Source organism: Aliidiomarina sp. B3213 (assembly GCF_003290085.1).
Classification (GTDB): domain Bacteria; phylum Pseudomonadota; class Gammaproteobacteria; order Enterobacterales; family Alteromonadaceae; genus Aliidiomarina.
Genome location: NZ_QMKJ01000001.1, coordinates 391,902 through 411,884, shown reverse-complemented (window position 1 = coordinate 411,884; position 19,983 = coordinate 391,902). Strand labels below are relative to the sequence as shown.

Genomic DNA, 19,983 nt, shown 5'->3' with positions numbered 1-19,983 from the left:
ACTCAATCTTTGTTAAAACTGAGCTATAGCTTACCAAAAGCAAGAAAGAGTGTCGTGGTTTTATGCGGTTAATATTGGGGCTCAATTAGCCCCTGTTTTATGGCTAAGTGCGCTAATTGAACGTCGCTTTTTAAATTAAGCTTCTCAAATAATCGATAACGGAATGTATTGACCGTTTTCCGAGAAATCACGAGACGTTCCGCTATTTCTGCGACTGTAATACCCCCGGTAATCATTTGAAAGATTTGAATTTCACGAATGCTTAAGCCTGCGTATATTTGTGAGTCGTCTTTGTAGTTTCGGTAACGCTTAAAAGCTTTGGTTAAATACGGTGAGGCAAAACGTTGCCCTAGCGCCACAATTTGGCAGCCGCGCAATAGCTCCTGAGTTTCTACCGTTCGGTAGTAATAACCGACAATTGCGGGGTGGCGATATTTGAAGTCTAACGCAGAGGCTAAAGAAAACGTCCACAAAATAAGATTCGCTCTAGGATGTAGGCGATAAATTGTTCTCATTAAGCTATGTAACGTAGCGTTTTCGAATCGCTCACTTAAAATGACAACAGCTTTAGGCGCTGTTTTAAGCGCGTCGAGCAATTGCTGTCGGCAGGAAGCCACACATAGAATATTCCAACGGTGCTCTGTTAACTGCGCCACAACGCCAGAGCTATTCACACCTTTGGGTAAGGCTAAAATTATATCTCGCATATTACGTCCTTGTAGTTAGTTAGATAGCGGTTTAAACAACAACCGTTTAAATAGTAACAACTCCTTAACAATATATTACAGTTTTATGAAATTCAAATAGACGTCATGTCTAGTTCACATTTCTTTCATTACAGTGTGCAAGCTTTCTTGAAACTTAGTTCGCCAAGCATTGTATTTATCACGCACTAACCGCAACTCAAGGTCTTCCTTTGACCAGTTCAAGTTGCGCTTTAATGTACGATAACTGCCGCTAAGCGGGGACAGATCCAGCTGTTGATCAAACTCGATCTCTACGGATTGTTGCGCCGCTAATCCACGCTTCTGCAGTGCATTTATTAGCAACATTGCGCGTGTTGTAATAATTTCCAGAACGGCTTTATCTACCGTAAACAGCTGTTTTCCAGCTATTTTTGCCTTGACTCTCTCACCAAATGCCCCAGCACTCTCGTACGCTACACCTAGCGCACCACCAATAAGTGTACCCAGACCTAAGCTTAAGCCGCCCGTCATTACGTCTATGCTTAGTCCGACTGCACCACCGGTTGCTGTCGTGGCAGCTACGCTTTTACCAAACTTGCTCCATGTACTTGGGTCAAATACATTGTCGTCCCAGTGACCTTTCATCATGGGTAATGCAGCTAGCCGTGCGTCACTCGCCGTAAAGCCAAAGATGTCTAAGATTTTAAGCGTATATTTAGATTCGAAAGATTGAACCTGCTTTTCAAGTTCAGTTTGAATCGATGACTGCTTATTTTTTTCAGCGATTTCGTACAACGTTCCTACTTCAGCGATTAAGTCAGCAACATGTAGCAAAGACTCGGAAACACGACTCACTTGCGCCTGCCTTCGGTATTCAAGGTGAGCTTTGAAATCTTCTTTAAACTTAGGTAACACACTTGCCAATTGTTCAAACAATTCCTCTTCAGCCGACGGAGGCGTGCGAACAGTATCGAAGACGACAAAGTTATGAATACTCATCTTCCGTAAAGCCTCTTCCCAACGCTTAACGTCATCTTTTATCGTTGAGAAATTCAATACAGGTATAAGCGGAATACCACTGAGTTTTAAAATGGATAGTTCGTCTAGTAGCTTTTCCAACACGGATGAACGTGTGTCGATAACCACGAGAGCAGCGTGGCTTTGCATTAACTGTTTCAGTACCTTACTTTCCTGAGAGAAACGTGTGACGAGCTTTTCTTGTTGTAAAAAATAGTTCACCTGCCCTGGCCCGTCATGCTTTAAATCCTCAGGTGTTCCATTACGCATGACATCGTACAATTCTCTACTTTCTTCCAAGCCCGGAGTGTCGTGCCATTTCAGCGTCTTAGCACTGGGTGCCTTAGTTTCAGTACCTACAACGTCTCTTGTCGTGCTTGGCATAGCGGCCACAACACCAAAGTCTTTTTGCCGAAGTAGCGTTCGCAGCAAACTCGTTTTACCTGCGTTTGTATGACCAACGACACAAATATCCACGGTGTTAAATTCCATGAGTTTGTTCCTTTAAACCCGCAAGCGATTCGCGGTTTTCAATGCAGCTGCGCCAAACTTCTGCATAATGCTCTTGCTGCGGTACAAGTTGAAATTCTACCGATTTAGCATGACCGCAGACTTCTTCCAAAATCGCTAAATTGCCGCGATCAGGAGAAAGCTGGCTAGGTATGAAAACCAAGACATCCGCCCAAGGAGCATTATGTTCATCTGCAACCTGTTGAAGTTGAGATCGTGAGCTAATCACCCCGAGGTCTTGCATATCATCAGGAGCCAAACTTGATACTTTATCTTCTAAAGCAAAACAAACACTGCCCTCGCCTACTTTTGAAAACTGGCTAACTTTATGTTGGGTAGCTAACTCAGTATCTAAGTCGGTTACTCTGCTGTTCTGCAGATGATACTGGTTAAACAAAACATAACTTGGTTTGTCTGAACTCCAAAGGAACTTCGCTGATAATTTCATTTTCCGAACGACAAAGACCAAAGACAGCGCAATAACCCGAGGCAACAGCCCATAAAACATAATCGCGCTGAGCAGCCAAACCGCGGCAAACTGGTGCTCCATGCGGTTACCACCTACTTCTAACGCCGTTAAATCTGTATGTTGAAACCAGAACATTCCAGCTCCCACGATATGCTGTAGTGTTTGTAGTTGTTGTTGGTTCAGCAGTGTGGTTTCCCAAACAAACCAGTATTCGCCAAATAACATGTGAAAGAATATGGCCAGTAAAATGCCGACAAGGTAAGCACTCCATAAGGTATGCGTAATGACGGCAAAAGTGAGCTTCGCAAGCTTAAGTTCCGTTAACGTAGATAAATACTGACTACCCACCCCCGCTAACAATTGCGACTTTTTACCGAACTTACTCACTAGGAAGGGTATTTTGGCCATAAGCCAGCCACCTAGTCCTCGGCCTCTACTCGCGGACATAAAGTAACTGACTAGCCAAACTACACATAAGATTGTGTTCACGCCAATGGTGGTGACCAACAGCGCCGGAACATTCAATACGTCTTGCGAGCCTGAAAGAACACTGTTTACCAATGCAATTCCCGAAATAAAGAATAAGACCGCAAATACAAGAATTATAGACTTAGCAAACTTCTCGACCTGATGCTGTGCGTTTCTAATGTCTTGAAGAGCCGTATTGTGCTCTAACCAATATTCACAGTGCGCAGCCTGATTGTCTTGAGTCGTAGTTTCGCTCTCGCGCGACGGTATTTGGAATGGCTTTTTAATGGCATCTTTTCTCAATGCGTAAACGGCATTAAGTAGCCAGTGATGTGAAAATGAGAGGTTTTGCTTCGGCATGCGTGCTTAAGGTTGTTTGTTTGCTTTAAAGCTAACACACAGGGGATTGGAGAGCTATATCACCAAGTCCCTTTCTCGAACGCCAATAAAGAAAAAGCCCCGAGTAAACCTTTAGCTATACGGGAGGGATTCATTCGCGCCGTCCTGGCGGGAACCCTTCGGGCGTTAATTCCTTCGGAAATTAACGTGCAAAACGGCTGTCCTGCTCCGCTGTAGAGTTAACCATACGGGAGGGATTCATTCACGCCGTCCTGGCGCGAACCCTTCGGGCGTTATTTCCTTCGGAAATTAACGTGCAAAACGGCTGTCCTGCCGTTTTGTCGAACCGTGGTTAGAACCAAGTCCCTTTCTTTTTCCTACAAATACAAAAAGACCGCCATATAGGCGGTCTCTTTTGTATTTGGCGGAGAGGGAGGGATTCGAACCCCCGGTAGGGATGAACCTACGCCTGATTTCAAGTCAGGTGCATTAAACCGAGCTCTGCCACCTCTCCGAATTGTTGTCTTCGTGTTGTTCGTTGAAGACGGCGTGAATAATAATGAGCCACAGAGGGCTTGTAAAGGAAAAATTGAAGAAAAATGACTATTTGCTTACAAATTATACGAAGAATCCGTTTTTGAACAATCATTAAGCAAATTTTAACGTGTTCTTTTGATTCTCAGCCGGTTCTGACTTTGTTCCTCCCAATACCTTTAAAAGTAGAAGTATTGCCCCCACTTTATTTACACAAAATAATTTTTAGTCCATACCCAAGATTCGGGAACTTCTGATACTATGAAGTCTCTAATTTTGAGTAATAGAAGTAAATAACACTTTAAGGAGTGCGACTCATGAACAATCCAACAGTGCAAACGGCAGGCCGCGAATCTACCCTGGCCGTCAATAAAGTACTGCGGAACACATATACCCTGCTAGCGCTGTCATTGGCTTTCAGTGCTGTTGTAGCCGGTATTAGCGGCATGATGAACCTACCGTATCCTGGGTTCCTTATTACGATTGTTGGCTTTTATGGCTTGCTATTTGCCATTCATAAAACAGCCAATAGTGGCGCAGGTATTGCGTTTGTATTCGCACTCACAGGCTTCATGGGTTACACCATTGGACCAATATTGAACATGGTTGTAGCTAATGGTGGTGCCGACATCGTTATGGTTGCTATGGGTGGTACTGCACTTATATTCTTTGCGCTTTCAGGCTACATTCTTACTACTAAGAAAGATATGAGTTTTCTTGGCGGTATGATGGTTGCCGGCTTCTTTGTACTACTGATCGGTATTGTAGCGAATATATTTCTGCAGCTTCCAGCACTTAGCTTGGCACTGAGCTGCCTATTTATACTGTTCTCGTCTGGTGCAATTTTAATGCAAACCAGCGAAATAGTTCGCGGTGGTGAAAGAAACTACATTCTCGCAACCACGACGTTGTTCGTATCTATTTATAACATCTTCGTGAGTTTGCTGAGCTTACTGTCAGCATTCGGCGGCGACGATTAAACGCTAGATTAAGTCCTTTAAAAACGCCCTTCGGGGCGTTTTTTTATGCCTTCGAAAGCAGTAAACTAAGTTCATTATTTATTTAAGAGCGTGTTATGGCATCTTATATTTTATTGGTGAAGTCGGCTCCAAGTGAGCAAGAGCAAATGCAACAGGCACTTAAGCGCGTGCACGAAATCACATCGAATCAAGACTCGCTAGTTCAGGTGTTTTTTTATGGTCCAAGTACAGTTATTGCTCGAAACGATCACATCGATGGAGCAATTCAGGCACTTCAACAACAATGGTTAAACTTGAAAGCTCCCCTTGTTGCCTGTGCAACAGTGGGCGCTCATTATGGTTTGGTAGCTCCACCAGAGCTTAACGCAAACCTAGCACAAGGCTTTGAAGCCGGTGGATTAACAGAGTTTATGAGCCGTTTAGTGGAGGCTGATCATGTCGAACAATTTTAAATACACCGTATTGTTCACGATTCGCTCTGGCGCTGATACATCGAGTGCTAGAGAAGCCGTCGACATGATCATTGCTGCGTTGAGTATGGACATTGCTGTGGCTGTAGTATTTGAACCGTCAGCTGTAAAAATTCTCGATCTAAAGTCCGAGTACAGCGATCGTTATAAGAAATTACCAATGCTTGAGGACATCTTTGATTTAGATACGGCGTTCCTTTTGAATCTGCAGCCACCGGAAGAAACTGCCCTCGAGGATATTAAAACCATTACAGATCACGAACTAGACCAGTTACACTCTAATTCTAAGCATCACATTTGTTTTTAACTGAGCATTAAATTGGGCATTGTTTTTAACTGGGAAAGAAAAGGAAAGCAGCAAAGTGTTTGAAGTCAATGGCAGCACCTATGAAACCGACAAACATGAATACCTACTTCATTTTGAGCAGTGGAATGAAACGCTTGCTGAACACATCGCTACTTTAGAAAACATTGAGCTTTCACCAGAGCACTGGGAAGTGGTTAACTTTGTCCGTGAATTTTACCAAGAATACGATACTAGCCCGGCTATGCGGGTGCTTGTTAAAGCCGTAGCGAAGAAGCTAGGCGAAGATAAAGGGAACAGCCGCTATTTATACAGTTTGTTCCCTAAAGGTCCAGCAAAGCAAGCCACACGAATTGCGGGTTTACCCAAACCCGCAAAGTGTATTTAAGGCTACTTTTATAACTATTCTGGTTTTATTTGTTCAATGCCACCCATGTAAGGCCTTAATACCTCAGGAATAACAACCGAACCGTCGGCTTGCTGGTAGTTTTCAAGTACTGCAACCAGTGTACGCCCTACTGCTAAGCCAGAACCATTCAAGGTGTGTAAAAGTTCTGGTTTCTTTGCGCCTTTACGTCTAAAACGAGCCTGCATACGACGAGCTTGGAAATCACCCATGTTAGAACACGAACTTATCTCACGGTACGCATTCTGTGCGGGTAACCATACCTCAAGGTCATATGTTTTTGTTGCGCCAAAGCCCATATCGCCTGTACATAACAGTACTTTACGATAAGGTAAGTTTAGCGCCTGCAAAATACCTTCAGCATGCGACGTTAAAGCCTCTAAAGCATCCATAGACTCTTCTGGCTTAACTACTTGCACTAGCTCTACTTTGTCAAACTGGTGCTGACGAATTAAACCACGCGTGTCGCGACCATGAGAACCAGCTTCACTACGGAAACATGGTGTATGCGCTGTAAACCTCAAAGGTAATTGCTCTTCGTCAACAATTTCGTCGCGTACGAAGTTGGTTAGCGGCACTTCAGCAGTAGGAATAAGTGACATTGCAACACGATCTTGGCTTTCACCGTCTACATGAAACAAGTCTTCACCGAACTTAGGAAGCTGCCCTGTACCCATTAATGAGTCGTGATTCACAATATAAGGCACGTAGGCTTCTGTATAACCATTGTCTTCGGTATGAGTGTTGAGCATGAACTGAGCTAAAGCACGGTGTAAACGGGCTACTGCGCCGCGCATAACAACAAATCGAGCACCTGTAAGCTTAGTTGCGGTTTCAAAGTCTAAACCGTTTGCAAGCTTAGCCGCCACGTCTACATGGTCTGCCACTTCAAAATCAAATGATGGAACTTCACCGAAAGTCGCAATTTCTTTATTTTCACTTTCGTCTGCACCATCGGGCACGCTCTCGTCCGGAAGGTTTGGCACACCCGCTATAATGTCTTGTATCGCAGCTTGTACTTCACTGAGTTGAGCTTTGGCTGCGTCTAATTGGTCGCCAAGGTCGCCTACTTCTGCCAGCAAAGGTGCAATGTCTTCCCCTTGCGCTTTCGCCTTACCAATCATTTTAGAGCGGCTATTACGCTCACTTTGCAGGGTTTCGGTTTTAACCTGTATGGACTTACGTTCTGCTTCTAAGCCTTTCAGTTTTTCCACGTCGAGAGTGAATCCTCGGCGCGCTAATTTTTTCGCAGTTTCTTCTATTCCTTCACGGAAATGACTGGCGTCCAACATATAAGAGTTCCTAACTTTACTACTTCAATTATTCCAAGCGTTTGCCTACGTGCAAACCTAACAAAAAGCCCGCTGTGCATAATAACAGCGTGGCTGCTAACCAAAACCCAATATAAACGTATTCCTGTTGCTGCCCATAAACCATAAGTTCATAGACAAAACCCGCGAATGTAGTCGTTCCGCCAGCAATACCTGCAACATGGAATTGAAACCAATGCGAGGACAATTTATTTGTGCGGCAAAACTGCACTATTGTTCCTGCGTAGCCACAACCCAATATGTTAACGAGGAGCAGCATAAAAGGGAAATATTCTGTCTCAAAAGTAAGAAAAAGAATACGTAGCAAGCTTCCGATTATAGCTCCAGCAAATACAAAACCGAGAGACTTCATGTACGTCGTCATTGCATAGCTCCTACTGTAAGCCTGTATGAAGCCATGAAAACCCGTAAAACCCTGCTGAATATGCAACTAAACCAGTAGCAACAGACACAAAGATAAAGCGAAATATTGCACTACGACCTTGTACCAAGAGCTTTTGCCCATCGATAAACAAGCCCGACAGCGTTGTTAAACCCGCGATAGCCCCCAACCAGAAAAACTGTGCAGCAGTGAGGTTATTAAGATCAAAATCTAAAAAATTAAGGAACAGCCCCAAAGAAAAACAACCGAGTATATTTGCAGCGAGATTCCCCAACCAAAAAAGCCGAGAGAGCCGAGAGAAGCTATAAACGCTGGTATAGCGGCACAAAGCGCCTAGCCCGCCACCAAGCGTTCCCCATAGTAGTAACGTTCCATTAATCGTCATCATGCAAAGGCCTATGCCATTCGCTTTGTTGATCTAGCCCTTTCAACCACTCCAATTTTTCTTTTATTTTCGCCTCGAGACCGCGGTCAGAAGGCTGGTAGAACGCCTGTTCAGCCATCGCGCCTGGCAAATACCGCTCACCTGGAACGTACGCATGCTGTTCATTATGCGCATAGCGGTAAGACTGCCCGTAACCTTCAGCTTCATGTACTTTCGTTGGAGCATTCCGCAAATGTGGTGGTACCGGGTAGTCAGGCCCTTCCTTCACTTTTGCCATCATGGTGTTAAATGCCTGGTACACAGCATTGCTTTTTGCTGCAACTGCGCAATAAATTGTTGCCTGAGCAATTGCCCTCTCGCCTTCAGCAGGCCCCACTCGATGAAACGTATCCCAAGCATTCATGGCGAGCTGCATCGCTCTTGGGTCCGCATTACCTATATCTTCTGAGACGATAGCGAGTAACCTTCTTGCTATGACTAGTGGCTCACCACCGGCAGCTAAAAATCGACAATACCAATATAAAGCGCCGTCTGGAGAAGAGCCGCGAACCGACTTATGAAAGGCGGAAAGAAGGTCGTAATAAGCGTCGCCACCATTGTCAAAAGCAATAGCACGCTCGCCACTCACTTCTTCAATAAGCGCCTTAGTTATTACACCCGCATCGCCTTCAATAAAGTCTGAAGCTATTTCTAGGTAATTCAGCGACTTTCGCGCATCGCCCGCTGTAATACGCAGAAGGAATTCAACCGCATCGTTATCAATCGATAAATTTTTGTCGCCAAGGCCGCGCTCTGTGTCAGTTAAAGCTCGGCGAATAAGGTTTTCGATGTCTGTTTCATCAAGAGCTTTTAAACGATACACACGCGCCCGTGAAAGGAGTGCGTTATTTAATGCAAAACCAGGGTTTTCGGTGGTAGCCCCGACAAAAACGACCGTTCCGTCTTCGATGTGCGGTAAGAAGGCATCTTGTTGGCTTTTATTAAACCTGTGAACTTCATCTACAAACAGCATGGTTTGATATTGTCCACGAACACTTTTAGCTTGCTCAATCGCAGCACGAATATCTTTGACACCGGAAGTAACCGCAGAAATTTTTACAACGTGCGCATCTGCTTGGCTAGCCATCATTTCAGCTAACGTGGTTTTCCCGGTTCCTGGCGGGCCCCAAAATATCATGGAGTGGAGTTTGCCGGAGGCAATCGCTTTGTGAAGCGGTTTGCCCTCACCGACTAAATGCCGTTGCCCTACGTAGTCATTTAAACTCGTTGGGCGCATACGTGCGGCTAGCGGTTGGTAGGCATCCTGGCTGTCGTCTGCGAAAGACATCTGTTTAACCATCGCACTAACCTTTGGTTTATCTTTGGTCGTCTACCATAACCCCTTCCGGGATTTGAAACTCGAAAATGTTGGAATCTACGCTGTCATTCACTTGAAGGTTAGTGAAGGTGATGACACTAAATTGATTCATTCCTGTCTGAATATGCAGTCCCTGCAAGACACCATCAGGTGAAAAGTTCATGCGTAAAGACTGAGATTCATCTTCACCTTGAATACTCCACTCTAAGTTATCTCGCGTAACCCTCATTCCCTCAAGTTCTGCACTTGTTTCAAGGAGTACGAGCAATGCATTAGACTCGGTCATTTGTTGTTGGTCAAACAAAGACACTTGCTCTATAAAGGGGTCGTAGTACCACAAAGTTTCACCATCAGCGACCAATGTGGAAGGTTCCGGTGACAGGGTTTCCCAACGTAACAGTGAGTCTCTAGCCAACACGAAGTTGCCCGACAAGCTTTGCAGTACTTCGTTATTTTCGTAAACCGTTTGCTCGAAATCTCCCGCAAGCGTTTCAATTTGGTCTAAATTCGCTTTTAAACTTGTCAGAGCTTCACTCTGTTCTTGTTGCGCTTGCACTGAAAGCACCGTGAGTGCGCAACCTACTGTAATAAGGATTACAAACCTTTTGAAGTACTGCATATGTAGCCTCTACATCCGTTAAAAGTCACGCGGAGCACGAGGGGCTAATACTTCCCGCGCACCGCCTGGGCCTGCTGATGATACGACACCACTAACTTCCATTTGTTCAACAATGCGCGCCGCCCGATTGTAACCAATTCTAAATTGGCGCTGCACCGATGACACCGAAACCCGTCCTTTTTCCGTTACAAAAGCGACAGCTTCGTCGTATAACGGATCAGACTCTGCGTCTTCGTCACTGCTTTCACCAGGTAGTAACGTATCTTCATTCGCATCACCGCTAAGAATTTCTTCTAGGTAATTCGGTTTACCTCGTGCTTTCCAGTCACCTACTACGGCATGTACTTCATGATCGTCAACAAATGCCCCATGAACACGAGTAGGAACACCAGAACCTGGCGGTAAGTAAAGCATGTCACCCTGCCCCAACAATTGTTCTGCGCCCGGTTGGTCGAGTATCGTTCTCGAGTCTACTTTTGACGACACTTGGAAAGCCATACGGGTAGGTATATTGGCCTTAATTAAGCCCGTAATAACGTCTACTGAAGGTCTTTGCGTAGCCAACACTAAGTGAATACCCGCAGCTCGCGCTTTTTGAGCGATACGCGCGATGAGCTCTTCAACTTTCTTCCCTACAATCATCATCATGTCAGCGAACTCGTCTACAACCACGACAATGTAAGGCAGTTTTTCTAGCTCTGGCGCTTCAACGTCCATAGAGTCTGTAGGCTTCCAGAGTGGATCTTTTATAGGTTGACCTTGCTCTTTGGCGTCCAAAACTTTGGCGTTATAGCCTTTGAGGTTTCGAACACCCAGCGCCGACATTAACTTATAACGACGCTCCATTTCTCCAACACACCAACGCAGCGCATTAGCTGCATCTTTCATGTCGGTAACCACTTCAGCAAGTAAGTGTGGAATACCTTCGTATACAGACAACTCAAGCATTTTAGGGTCGATCATAATAAGGCGCACGTCTTCTGGCTGTGACTTATACAGCAAGCTAAGAATCATGACGTTAACACCAACCGACTTACCTGAGCCGGTTGTACCCGCAACGAGTAAATGTGGCATTTTGGCAAGATCAACCACAACCGGTTTCCCGGAGATATCCTTACCTAATACCATGGTGAGTGGCGAGGCTGAGTTTTGGAATGCGTCACATGACAAAACTTCGTGTAGCTGCACAATCTCTCGGTGTTTGTTCGGCAATTCCAACCCTACATAGGACTTACCAGGAATTACCTCAACTACACGCACAGCGATAGCCGACAAACTGCGAGCTATATCTTTTGCAAGATTAGATATTTTGGAAACTTTTACCCCTGGCGCCAAGTCGAGCTCAAATCGAGTTATAACAGGCCCAGGTTGAACACCTGCAACGTGAACGTCTACACCAAAGTCTTTCAATACCGACTCTACAGTACGACTTATTTGATCTAGCTCTTCTTGTGAAAGTGGATTTTCCTGTTGGTTTGGTCTGTCTAGTAAGGCAAGTGACGGTAATGGATCAACATATCGGCTTGGCTCTTCAGTAGCCTCTTCTTGGTCAGCTTCATCGCTTTCATCGTCATTCTGTTCAGGCGCTACCGTATCGTCTTCGAAGTCGCAGCTATCCCCGGTATCGACGTCAGCTTCTTCGTAGTCTTCATCAAAATCATCGGTGTCATTTTCATGGTGCGCAATGTTGCCAACGCGACGCTCGAGTTCATCATCATCGATCTCTGGTGCTGACGTAGTGATCGACGGAATATCTTCATCAATGGCAGGCTCTACGCGTCCATCGTTCCATGGTACGTCGTCGCTTTCCTCTTGTACGCTTTCTACCTTATCTTGCTTTTCACCCTTACGATTCCAAAACGCGAGTTTACTTGCCAACGCTTGTATTCTTAATAACCAAACAGAGGGTTCTTTTGGAGCTTTTTGCGGTGCAGGCTCTGCCGAGCTTTGGCTAAAGCGGTTATAAATCCACAAACCTGCAGTAATGGTTCCTTGTCCGATGGCATCGACAACTTTCAGCCAAGAAAGTCCGGTCATCAGCGTAATTCCAGTGAGCACAAAAGTAAGCAGCAATAATAACGTGCCTGGCACATTGAAGTACGGCACCATGGCGCTTACCAGTACATCACCAAATATGCCACCTGCAGAAAACGAGAACACGGGTCCCACATGAATGCTAAATATGCCAGTGGCACCTGCAACCACAAGAACCACACCAATTAAACGGAGGCCGAGTGTTAAAAAATCGATTTCAGTCACTTCACGGGGACGGTAAAAAATAAAATAACCGGCAAGCATAAGCAGGAATGGCATGGCGTAAGCCATAATTCCGAATACGAATAACAAAACATCAGCAAACCAAGCGCCTATTGGCCCGGCAGCATTCTGTATTTCTTGGGTATAACCTGCCTGTGTCCAACCGGGATCAGCGGGGTGAAACGTAAGTAACGAAGTGAGAAGAAAGATACTTAATGCGCTAACAAGTATTAAACCGGCTTCTAATAGTCTTTGTATGCCTGTCATGTAGTTTTTATTCCTTTAGAACACAACCTACTTTATAATTTTTATATGCTGCAATCACTATACAGCATAAGAATAGCGAGGTGGATGCCTCATAAAAATTAATTACGAATCACCACTTTGTTACCCTGCTTCACCGCCTCCATAACCACGTAGGTTCGCGACTCATTTACACCTGGCATATTCAAAATGGTTTCCCCAAGTAACTTTCTGTACGCAGCCATATCGGCAACACGAGCTTTGAGTAAAAAGTCGAAATCACCAGACACTAAATGACACTCTAACACCTCATCTGTTTTTTGTGCGGCTTCGCTGAAGTCAGCGAAAGAGTCGGTCGAGGTTCTACTTAAGGTTATTTCTACAAAAACCAATAAAGGTGAGCCTAGCTTGTCAGGATTTATTTTGGCGGTATAACCTTCAATAACACCAAGCTTTTCAAGCTTTTTAACCCTTTCAAGACAAGGCGTAGGACTTAATCCCACCGCTTTCGCTAAAGCCGTATTGGTGATTCTTCCGTCATCTTGCAGAATGCGCAATATTTTACGGTCTATGCGATCGATGGTTATTTTATCTTCAAATTCAGACACAGTTGGTTATTTCCACTATTTTTAAAATAATTAACAGCATTTTAGTCTTTTTAGAGCATAAACAAAAGTGAGTCACACTACACATGGCTAGGCTATACTTTGCGCAAATTTTTCTTGGCCTTTTACTAGCCCTAATTAAAGAAGGACTACCTCATGTTAGTTGGTGTACCTAAAGAGATAAAAAACCACGAATACCGTATTGGCTTGTCTCCTGCTGCTGTGCGCGAATATGTAGCTCACGGTCACGAAGTTATCGTAGAGCGCGACGGTGGTCTTGCGATTGGTTTTACCAATGAAGACTATGAGCAAGCTGGTGCAAAAATTATTGACACGCCAGAGGAAATTTTCGCGACTGCAGAAATGATCGTGAAAGTTAAAGAGCCACAGCCAAACGAATGTAAACAACTACGTGAAGGCCAAATTCTTTACACCTACCTACATTTAGCACCAGACCCAGAGCAAACACGTTTGTTGGCAGAAGCTGGTGTAACAGCGATTGCTTACGAAACAGTAACCGACAGCCGTGGTGGCTTGCCTCTATTGGCGCCAATGAGCGAAGTTGCTGGTCGCATGTCTATTCAAGCTGGTGCACACCACTTGGAAAAAGCACAAGGTGGTAGCGGTACATTGCTTGGTGGTGTTCCTGGTGTAGCACCTGCGCAAGTGCTTATCATTGGTGGCGGTGTTGTAGGTACGAACGCTGCGAAAATGGCCATTGGTATGGGCGCAGACGTAACTATATTAGATCGTTCACTAACCCGTATGCGTGAACTAGACGACATCTTTGATGGCCGTGTGAAAACCATCTTCTCTACTGTTGACGCTATCGACCACTTCTCTCGTCAAGCAGACCTTGTTGTAGGTGCAGTACTTATTCCAGGTGCGGCAGCTCCAAAATTGCTTACTCGTGAGCACATTAAACAAATGAAGCCTGGTTCTGTATTGGTTGACGTTGCTATAGACCAAGGCGGTTGCTTTGAAACTTCTAAAGCAACAACGCACCAAGACCCAACTTATATTGTTGATGACGTTGTACATTACTGCGTGGCTAACATGCCAGGTGGCGTAGCAAGAACTTCAACTATTGCGTTGAACAATGCGACATTGCCACATGGTATTGCTATCGCAAACGACGGCTTGGTTGCCCTTGAGCGTGATAAAAATCTTCTAAACGGCTTGAATATGCACCGTGGTGACATTACCTATAAAGCAGTGCATGACGATTTAGGTGAAGAACTTGGTTTAAACTACAAAGATCCGCTAGAAGCAATTCGCGAATCGTAAAGTTTACACCCTACAAAGCACTCGGTTACTCCGGGTGCTTTACCTCTTCCCTGCTCTTGCCTAGAATACCGAATCATTTTATTTAACAGAACGCCCTACGGAGCATCTGAATGTCTGAAGTAAAGCATTGTAAACTATTAATTTTAGGGTCTGGACCTGCTGGTTATACAGCTGCTGTTTATGCAGCTCGCGCGAACTTAAACCCGGTACTCGTAACGGGTATGCAACAAGGCGGTCAGTTAACCACCACAACTGAAGTAGAGAACTGGCCAGGCGATCCAGAAGGCTTAACTGGACCTGACTTAATGGTTCGTATGCAACAGCACGCAGAGCGCTTCAACACAGAGATCATTTTCGATCACATTAACGAAGTAGCGCTTACAGAGCGTCCTTTCCGTTTGAAAGGTGACAGTGGTGAATACACTTGCGACGCGTTAATCATTGCTACTGGTGCTTCAGCTAAATACTTAGGCTTACCCTCAGAAACTGCATTCCAAGGCCGTGGAGTGAGTGCATGTGCTACTTGTGACGGTTTCTTCTACCGCGGACAAGAGGTTTGTGTTGTAGGTGGCGGAAACACTGCTGTTGAAGAAGCACTATACCTTTCAAATATTGCTGAAACTGTTCATGTCATTCACCGTCGCGACAGCTTCCGTTCAGAGAAAATTCTTGCTGATCGCCTCATGGCAAAAGCGAAGAATGGCAATATCAAGCTTCATCTAAACAAAACCTTAGAAGAAGTTGTAGGTGATGACGCAGGTGTGACTGGCGTTAAATTACGCGACACACAAAATGACGAAATCAGTGATTTGTCGGTACACGGCGTATTTATCGCCATTGGCCACCAGCCAAACACACAAATGTTTGAAGGCCAACTGAATATGGAAAATGGCTACATTAAAGTTCATTCAGGCACCGACGGCAACGCTACCCAAACAAGTATTCCGGGTGTTTTCGCTGCGGGTGACGTGAGCGACCATATTTATCGTCAAGCAATAACTTCAGCCGGTACAGGCTGTATGGCGGCTCTCGACGCAGAGCGCTACCTTGACGCGCTAGATAAGTAATATGGAGAAGCCCGAACTTAGGTTTGGGCTTTTTTTCGTGCTTAGTCAACTCTCCCCTCTTTCACTTGATTTTCCTCCTGTAGAAAATTCACTCGTCGATCCAAATGGCTTGCTGGCGTTTGGCGGCGACTTATCTACGCCTAGACTAATAGCTGCCTATGAGCACGGGATCTTTCCTTGGTTTTGCGATGGCGAACCCATCATGTGGTGGTCTCCTAATCCACGAACTGTTTTTCTACCAGGGCAACTGCACGTCAGTAGAAGTCTTAAAAAGTTTGTTCGCAAGACAACCTTTTCTTACTCGATCAACCAAGCGTTTGAGGAAGTTATTCAGGCTTGTGCAGAAGTTCATGAAGAGAAAACAGGCACATGGATTACGGAAGAAATGATAAATGCTTACGTAGAGCTTCACCAATTAGGAAAAGCCCACTCTGTTGAAGTTTGGCAGGATAACGAATTGGTCGGCGGATTATATGGTGTTTTAGTGGGTAGTACATTTTGTGGGGAAAGCATGTTCCATAAAGCTACAAACGCTTCAAAATGTGCGCTTTTAGCATTAGAGACACACTTAAGTCCAGCCGGGTTAAAACTTATCGACTGCCAGGTACCCAATGAGCATTTGTATTCATTGGGCGCAATTGATCTACCTAGACACCAATACATTCAACAACTCAATTTGGGTAAAGCCACACAAATTTTAAACCGGTTTCTTGCACCACAAGCCATAATGATGAACGAGTTGGCAATTTCGACAGAAACGCGCTAAAATCCCCCGCGTTTGAAAATCAGCCAGAATGTACAGATAAATATCCGAGGAATGAATGGCGAAAGAAGATAGTATTGAAATGCAGGGAGTTATCCTTGAAACACTCCCAAACACCATGTTCCGTGTTGAGCTAGAAAACGGTCACGTGGTGACTGCGCACATCTCTGGAAAAATGCGTAAGAACTACATTCGAATTCTTACTGGTGACAAAGTTACCGTACAATTAACGCCTTACGACTTAACTAAAGGTCGTATCGTTTTCAGAACACGTTAATTATTCAACGCATAGCGCTTTTTTGCGTTGTGAGCACATTATAAAAAAGCCCGACTTCAATAAGTCGGGCTTTTTCGTATCAACAGCTTTCAACCTTTTTGAAAAACCACTTATGAAGCGCTAACCGCTTCGCTCTCGTTATCATAAATAAATCGCAACTGCTCCGTTATATCCGTCGCCTCTTCATTCACAGTAACGCGTACGTTACCGCCTTGGCTCAATTTGCCAAATAGAATCTCATTGGCAAGCGGCTTTTTCAGGTGCTCTTGAATGATACGCTCCATTGGCCTTGCTCCCATAGCTTTGTCGTAGCCATTTTCAGCAAGCCATTTTCTTGCAGCACTATCCATTTCTAGAGAAACGCCTTTACGGTCTAGTTGCGCTTGTAACTCACAAATAAACTTGTCGACAACCTGAAGAATAACTTCCTCATCTAAGTGGTTGAACCAAATAATGCCATCAAGACGGTTTCTGAACTCTGGGGTAAACACCTTATTGATTTCAGACATCGCGTCGAAACTGTGGTCTTGTTGCTTAAAGCCAATAGACTTGCGCACTGTTTCACGAACACCAGCATTGGTTGTCATCACCAGCACAACGTTTCTAAAATCAGCTTTTCTACCGTTGTTGTCGGTTAATGATCCGTTATCCATAACTTGCAGCAGCACGTTATAAATATCGCTATGCGCTTTTTCTATTTCATCTAGCAACACTACGCAGTACGGGTTTTTAATCACCGCTTCAGTAAGTAAGCCACCTTGTTCATAGCCAACATATCCTGGAGGTGCACCAATTAAACGACTAACCGCATGACGCTCCATGTACTCCGACATATCAAAACGCAGGCACTCAACCCCCATAACCTTCGCTAATTGCTGCGTAACCTCTGTTTTACCCACACCGGTTGGGCCCGCAAATAAGAAAGAGCCCACAGGTTTATGTTCACTACCTAAACCAGAACGAGACAAACGAATCGCAGAGGTTAAATTGTCGATGGCTTCGTCTTGCCCAAATACCACCATTTTTAAGTTGCGATCCAATTGCGACAACATACTTTGATCGGTTCTAGACACCGACTGTGCTGGAATTCGAGCAATGCGAGCAATAATCGACTCGATGTCGCCCACGCCAATCGTTTTCTTGCGCTTTGAAGGAGGCAGCAAACGTTGGCTCGCCCCTGCTTCGTCTAAAACATCAATAGCTTTATCCGGCAAATGGCGCTCATTAATATACTTCGCTGAAAGCTCAGCCGCCGCACGAATCGCTGGTTGCGTGTAACGTATACCGTGGTGTTCTTCGTATCGGTCGCGCAATCCCATCAAAATTCGGGTTGTGTCATCTACCGACGGCTCTACCACGTCTATTTTTTGGAACCGACGCACCAACGCCCGGTCTTTCTCAAAGATATTCTTAAATTCTTGATAGGTGGTAGAGCCAATACATTTGAGCTCACCACTGCTCAGCATAGGTTTTAACAGGTTAGAAGCGTCCATTACGCCTCCCGATGCAGCACCTGCTCCTACTATGGTGTGAATTTCATCAATGAATAGAACTGCACCGTCGTTTTTGCTGAGTTCTTTGAGTAACACTTTAAAGCGCTTTTCAAAGTCGCCACGATACTTAGTACCCGCTAATAAAGCGCCCATGTCTAAACTGTAGATAGTCGCGTTACCGATAACGTCTGGAACATCACCATGAACAATCCGGTAAGCTAAACCTTCTGCGATGGCCGTTTTACCTACACCAGCTTCACCGACTAAAAGTGGATTGTTCTTTCTACGACGACACAATACTTGAACGGTACGTTCTAATTCGGCGTCACGACCGATTAACGGGTCGATACGCCCTTCTAGCGCTCGAACGTTAAGATTGGTACAAAAGCGCGCTAAATAACTCGGTTCTTTGCTATTTGCACCCTCTTCCTCAACGGCTTCTTCAGGCTCTTGCCCTTGTTCTTCGTCTAATCGAGAAATGCCATGAGAAATAAAGTTCACAACGTCTAGTCGTGTTACATCATGCTTGTTTAACAAGTAAACGGCCTGTGACTCTTGCTCACTGAAAATCGCCACCAACACATTCGCACCACTCACCTCGGAGTTACCCGAAGATTGAACATGGAATACTGCACGTTGGAGTACGCGTTGAAAACCAAGTGTAGGTTGCGTGTCTTCTTGGTCATCACCAAGTTTTGGAGTAGCTCGTTCAATATAATTTAAGAGTTCATCGCGCAGTGAATCAAAGTTCACCTCGCATGAGCGCAACGCTTCAGCTGCCTCTGGGTTGTCTAGGAGGGCTAAAAGTAGATGCTCAACGGTCATAAGCTCATGACGACGGTCACGCGCAATTTTGAAAGCATCGTTTAATGTAAGTTCCAGCGCTTTGTTCAGCATAAATGCCTCCTTACTTCATTGATTAGGCTTGCTCCATGGTACAGAGCAGAGGATGCTGATTTTCTCGAGCATACTGATTCACCTGTACTACCTTTGTTTCGGCAATTTCCGCAGAATATACACCACAAACTGCTTTTCCTTGATAATGCACCTTTAACATAACATCAGTTGCGGCTTCCTGATCAAGCTTAAAAAACCGCATTAAAACTTCAATGACAAAGTCCATTGGTGTGTAATCGTCATTGTTCAACATCACTTGGTACTGCGAGGGAGGTGTTATACCTACTACCGTCTCTTCTTCTAAGTGGTGCTCTGGTATTGAATCACTAAACTTGCTCATATCTCTTACTATAGCTGTTTCCTGACCATTTCACGCGAAATCATCAAAAAATAAATGTTAACTTTTTGTGCAAAAAGACGATAAATGCCTTGACTAATAAATAACCTACTCTAGAGTTAGAGATGGTGTCAGTTGTTATAAAAAACAACCTCCATAGGTTTATTCATAAGAAAACAAAGACATCTTTATTATAACGAAATGTTTCAACAACAGGTAAATTAGTTCGTACGACATAAGAAGGAAGTAGATGTATGGCTACCGGCAAGGTGAAATGGTTCAATAACTCCAAAGGTTTCGGTTTTATTGAAAGCGAAGATCGTAGTGGTGACATATTCGCACACTATTCCACAATTCAAATGGATGGATACAGAACGCTCAAGGCAGGTCAAGAAGTTGAATTCGAACTTCAAGAAGGTCCTAAAGGTTTGCACGCCGTCCAAATCGTTCCAAGCTCCGGTGACAATTAATACCCAATTCGTTGCAGTGAACGTTAGCGAA

At 44.7% G+C, this 19,983-nt stretch carries 21 protein-coding genes and 1 tRNA gene; 9 read left to right on the top strand and 13 right to left on the bottom strand.

What is annotated here, in order from left to right; translation table 11 throughout:
• Window positions 1-68: 68 nt before the first annotated feature.
• The 4 genes from DQX04_RS02015 to DQX04_RS02000 form a co-directional block, all read right to left on the bottom strand.
• A complete protein-coding gene (locus tag DQX04_RS02015; protein WP_111914128.1) occupies window positions 69-707 on the bottom strand; it encodes a LuxR C-terminal-related transcriptional regulator in 639 nt (212 codons plus the stop codon).
• Window positions 708-821: 114 nt separating this feature from the next.
• The gene (locus DQX04_RS02010; protein ID WP_111914127.1) at window positions 822-2,195 is read right to left on the bottom strand and encodes a DUF3482 domain-containing protein; all 1,374 of its coding nucleotides are present in this window, start codon (window positions 2,193-2,195) and stop codon (window positions 822-824) included.
• Window positions 2,185-3,510 (bottom strand): DUF2868 domain-containing protein, encoded by a 1,326-nt coding sequence (locus DQX04_RS02005; protein ID WP_111914126.1) that lies wholly within the window; start codon window positions 3,508-3,510, stop codon window positions 2,185-2,187. The genes DQX04_RS02010 and DQX04_RS02005 overlap by 11 nt, the downstream gene beginning before the upstream one ends.
• A gap of 401 nt (window positions 3,511-3,911) precedes the next feature.
• Window positions 3,912-4,003 (bottom strand) — tRNA-Ser (locus DQX04_RS02000).
• A 337-nt stretch (window positions 4,004-4,340) separates the two neighbouring features.
• Here DQX04_RS02000 and DQX04_RS01995 point away from each other — a divergent pair.
• The 4 genes from DQX04_RS01995 (at window position 4,341) to DQX04_RS01980 (ending at window position 6,165) form a co-directional block, all read left to right on the top strand.
• Entirely contained in the window at window positions 4,341-5,003 is a 663-nt protein-coding gene (locus DQX04_RS01995) for a Bax inhibitor-1/YccA family protein (RefSeq protein ID WP_111914125.1), read from the top strand.
• A 95-nt stretch (window positions 5,004-5,098) separates the two neighbouring features.
• Window positions 5,099-5,455: a DsrE family protein gene (locus DQX04_RS01990; protein WP_111914124.1), complete on the top strand. Its 357-nt coding sequence runs from the start codon at window positions 5,099-5,101 to the stop codon at window positions 5,453-5,455.
• Window positions 5,439-5,780 carry a hypothetical protein gene (locus DQX04_RS01985; protein WP_111914123.1) on the top strand — a complete coding sequence of 114 codons (342 nt, stop codon included), beginning with the start codon at window positions 5,439-5,441 and terminating at the stop codon, window positions 5,778-5,780. Before DQX04_RS01990 ends, DQX04_RS01985 begins: the two co-directional genes overlap by 17 nt.
• Before the next feature lie 55 nt (window positions 5,781-5,835).
• Window positions 5,836-6,165 carry a TusE/DsrC/DsvC family sulfur relay protein gene (locus DQX04_RS01980; RefSeq protein ID WP_111914122.1) on the top strand — a complete coding sequence of 110 codons (330 nt, stop codon included), beginning with the start codon at window positions 5,836-5,838 and terminating at the stop codon, window positions 6,163-6,165.
• 14 nt (window positions 6,166-6,179) lie between these two features.
• Here DQX04_RS01980 and serS read toward each other — a convergent pair whose 3' ends face one another.
• From serS to lrp, 7 genes are all read right to left on the bottom strand, one after another.
• Complete coding sequence (gene serS, locus DQX04_RS01975; RefSeq protein ID WP_111914121.1) at window positions 6,180-7,475, bottom strand: serine--tRNA ligase; 1,296 nt, start codon at window positions 7,473-7,475, stop codon at window positions 6,180-6,182.
• Window positions 7,476-7,503: 28 nt separating this feature from the next.
• Window positions 7,504-7,878: a CrcB family protein gene (locus tag DQX04_RS01970; RefSeq protein ID WP_111914120.1), complete on the bottom strand. Its 375-nt coding sequence runs from the start codon at window positions 7,876-7,878 to the stop codon at window positions 7,504-7,506.
• Between the two features lie 10 nt (window positions 7,879-7,888).
• Complete coding sequence (locus DQX04_RS01965; RefSeq protein ID WP_111914119.1) at window positions 7,889-8,284, bottom strand: CrcB family protein; 396 nt, start codon at window positions 8,282-8,284, stop codon at window positions 7,889-7,891.
• Entirely contained in the window at window positions 8,271-9,620 is a 1,350-nt protein-coding gene (locus DQX04_RS01960) for a replication-associated recombination protein A (RefSeq protein WP_207916208.1), read from the bottom strand. Before DQX04_RS01960 ends, DQX04_RS01965 begins: the two co-directional genes overlap by 14 nt.
• Window positions 9,621-9,636: 16 nt before the next feature.
• A complete protein-coding gene (gene lolA / locus DQX04_RS01955; RefSeq protein ID WP_111914118.1) occupies window positions 9,637-10,257 on the bottom strand; it encodes an outer membrane lipoprotein chaperone LolA in 621 nt (206 codons plus the stop codon).
• 18 nt (window positions 10,258-10,275) lie between these two features.
• Window positions 10,276-12,780 (bottom strand): DNA translocase FtsK, encoded by a 2,505-nt coding sequence (locus DQX04_RS01950; RefSeq protein ID WP_111914117.1) that lies wholly within the window; start codon window positions 12,778-12,780, stop codon window positions 10,276-10,278.
• Window positions 12,781-12,878: 98 nt separating this feature from the next.
• The gene (gene lrp / locus DQX04_RS01945; RefSeq protein ID WP_111914116.1) at window positions 12,879-13,364 is read right to left on the bottom strand and encodes a leucine-responsive transcriptional regulator Lrp; all 486 of its coding nucleotides are present in this window, start codon (window positions 13,362-13,364) and stop codon (window positions 12,879-12,881) included.
• Between the two features lie 153 nt (window positions 13,365-13,517).
• Between lrp and ald the strand changes: the two genes are divergently transcribed.
• From ald to infA, 4 genes are all read left to right on the top strand, one after another.
• Entirely contained in the window at window positions 13,518-14,648 is a 1,131-nt protein-coding gene (ald, locus tag DQX04_RS01940; protein WP_111914115.1) for an alanine dehydrogenase, read from the top strand.
• Window positions 14,649-14,758: 110 nt separating this feature from the next.
• Window positions 14,759-15,715 carry a thioredoxin-disulfide reductase gene (trxB, locus tag DQX04_RS01935; RefSeq protein ID WP_111914114.1) on the top strand — a complete coding sequence of 319 codons (957 nt, stop codon included), beginning with the start codon at window positions 14,759-14,761 and terminating at the stop codon, window positions 15,713-15,715.
• A gap of 37 nt (window positions 15,716-15,752) precedes the next feature.
• Window positions 15,753-16,481, top strand: coding sequence for a leucyl/phenylalanyl-tRNA--protein transferase (aat, locus tag DQX04_RS01930; RefSeq protein WP_207801072.1), 729 nt, complete (start codon window positions 15,753-15,755; stop codon window positions 16,479-16,481).
• Window positions 16,482-16,536: 55 nt separating this feature from the next.
• Window positions 16,537-16,755: a translation initiation factor IF-1 gene (infA, locus tag DQX04_RS01925; protein ID WP_111914112.1), complete on the top strand. Its 219-nt coding sequence runs from the start codon at window positions 16,537-16,539 to the stop codon at window positions 16,753-16,755.
• 110 nt (window positions 16,756-16,865) lie between these two features.
• Here infA and clpA read toward each other — a convergent pair whose 3' ends face one another.
• Both clpA and clpS read right to left on the bottom strand, forming a co-directional pair.
• A complete protein-coding gene (gene clpA, locus DQX04_RS01920) occupies window positions 16,866-19,145 on the bottom strand; it encodes an ATP-dependent Clp protease ATP-binding subunit ClpA (RefSeq protein WP_111914111.1) in 2,280 nt (759 codons plus the stop codon).
• A gap of 22 nt (window positions 19,146-19,167) precedes the next feature.
• Window positions 19,168-19,485 (bottom strand): ATP-dependent Clp protease adapter ClpS, encoded by a 318-nt coding sequence (gene clpS, locus DQX04_RS01915; RefSeq protein WP_111914110.1) that lies wholly within the window; start codon window positions 19,483-19,485, stop codon window positions 19,168-19,170.
• Window positions 19,486-19,736: 251 nt separating this feature from the next.
• Between clpS and cspD the strand changes: the two genes are divergently transcribed.
• Window positions 19,737-19,952, top strand: a complete 216-nt coding sequence (gene cspD, locus DQX04_RS01910) for a cold shock domain-containing protein CspD (RefSeq protein WP_111914109.1) — start codon at window positions 19,737-19,739, stop codon at window positions 19,950-19,952.
• Window positions 19,953-19,983: the final 31 nt, after the last annotated feature.

Bases quoted from the DNA above. Each gene is read 5' to 3' on its own strand.
- DQX04_RS02015 (WP_111914128.1), bottom strand. From the start codon at position 707: ATGCGAGATATAATTTTAGCCTTACCCAAAGGTGTGAATAGCTCTGGC.
- DQX04_RS02010 (WP_111914127.1), bottom strand. From the start codon at position 2,195: ATGGAATTTAACACCGTGGATATTTGTGTCGTTGGTCATACAAACGCA.
- DQX04_RS02005 (WP_111914126.1), bottom strand. From the start codon at position 3,510: ATGCCGAAGCAAAACCTCTCATTTTCACATCACTGGCTACTTAATGCC.
- DQX04_RS01995 (WP_111914125.1), top strand. From the start codon at position 4,341: ATGAACAATCCAACAGTGCAAACGGCAGGCCGCGAATCTACCCTGGCC.
- DQX04_RS01990 (WP_111914124.1), top strand. From the start codon at position 5,099: ATGGCATCTTATATTTTATTGGTGAAGTCGGCTCCAAGTGAGCAAGAG.
- DQX04_RS01985 (WP_111914123.1), top strand. From the start codon at position 5,439: ATGTCGAACAATTTTAAATACACCGTATTGTTCACGATTCGCTCTGGC.
- serS (WP_111914121.1), bottom strand. From the start codon at position 7,475: ATGTTGGACGCCAGTCATTTCCGTGAAGGAATAGAAGAAACTGCGAAA.
- DQX04_RS01970 (WP_111914120.1), bottom strand. From the start codon at position 7,878: ATGACGACGTACATGAAGTCTCTCGGTTTTGTATTTGCTGGAGCTATA.
- DQX04_RS01965 (WP_111914119.1), bottom strand. From the start codon at position 8,284: ATGATGACGATTAATGGAACGTTACTACTATGGGGAACGCTTGGTGGC.
- DQX04_RS01960 (WP_207916208.1), bottom strand. From the start codon at position 9,620: ATGGTTAAACAGATGTCTTTCGCAGACGACAGCCAGGATGCCTACCAA.
- lolA (WP_111914118.1), bottom strand. From the start codon at position 10,257: ATGCAGTACTTCAAAAGGTTTGTAATCCTTATTACAGTAGGTTGCGCA.
- DQX04_RS01950 (WP_111914117.1), bottom strand. From the start codon at position 12,780: ATGACAGGCATACAAAGACTATTAGAAGCCGGTTTAATACTTGTTAGC.
- ald (WP_111914115.1), top strand. From the start codon at position 13,518: ATGTTAGTTGGTGTACCTAAAGAGATAAAAAACCACGAATACCGTATT.
- trxB (WP_111914114.1), top strand. From the start codon at position 14,759: ATGTCTGAAGTAAAGCATTGTAAACTATTAATTTTAGGGTCTGGACCT.
- infA (WP_111914112.1), top strand. From the start codon at position 16,537: ATGGCGAAAGAAGATAGTATTGAAATGCAGGGAGTTATCCTTGAAACA.
- clpA (WP_111914111.1), bottom strand. From the start codon at position 19,145: ATGCTGAACAAAGCGCTGGAACTTACATTAAACGATGCTTTCAAAATT.
- clpS (WP_111914110.1), bottom strand. From the start codon at position 19,485: ATGAGCAAGTTTAGTGATTCAATACCAGAGCACCACTTAGAAGAAGAG.
- cspD (WP_111914109.1), top strand. From the start codon at position 19,737: ATGGCTACCGGCAAGGTGAAATGGTTCAATAACTCCAAAGGTTTCGGT.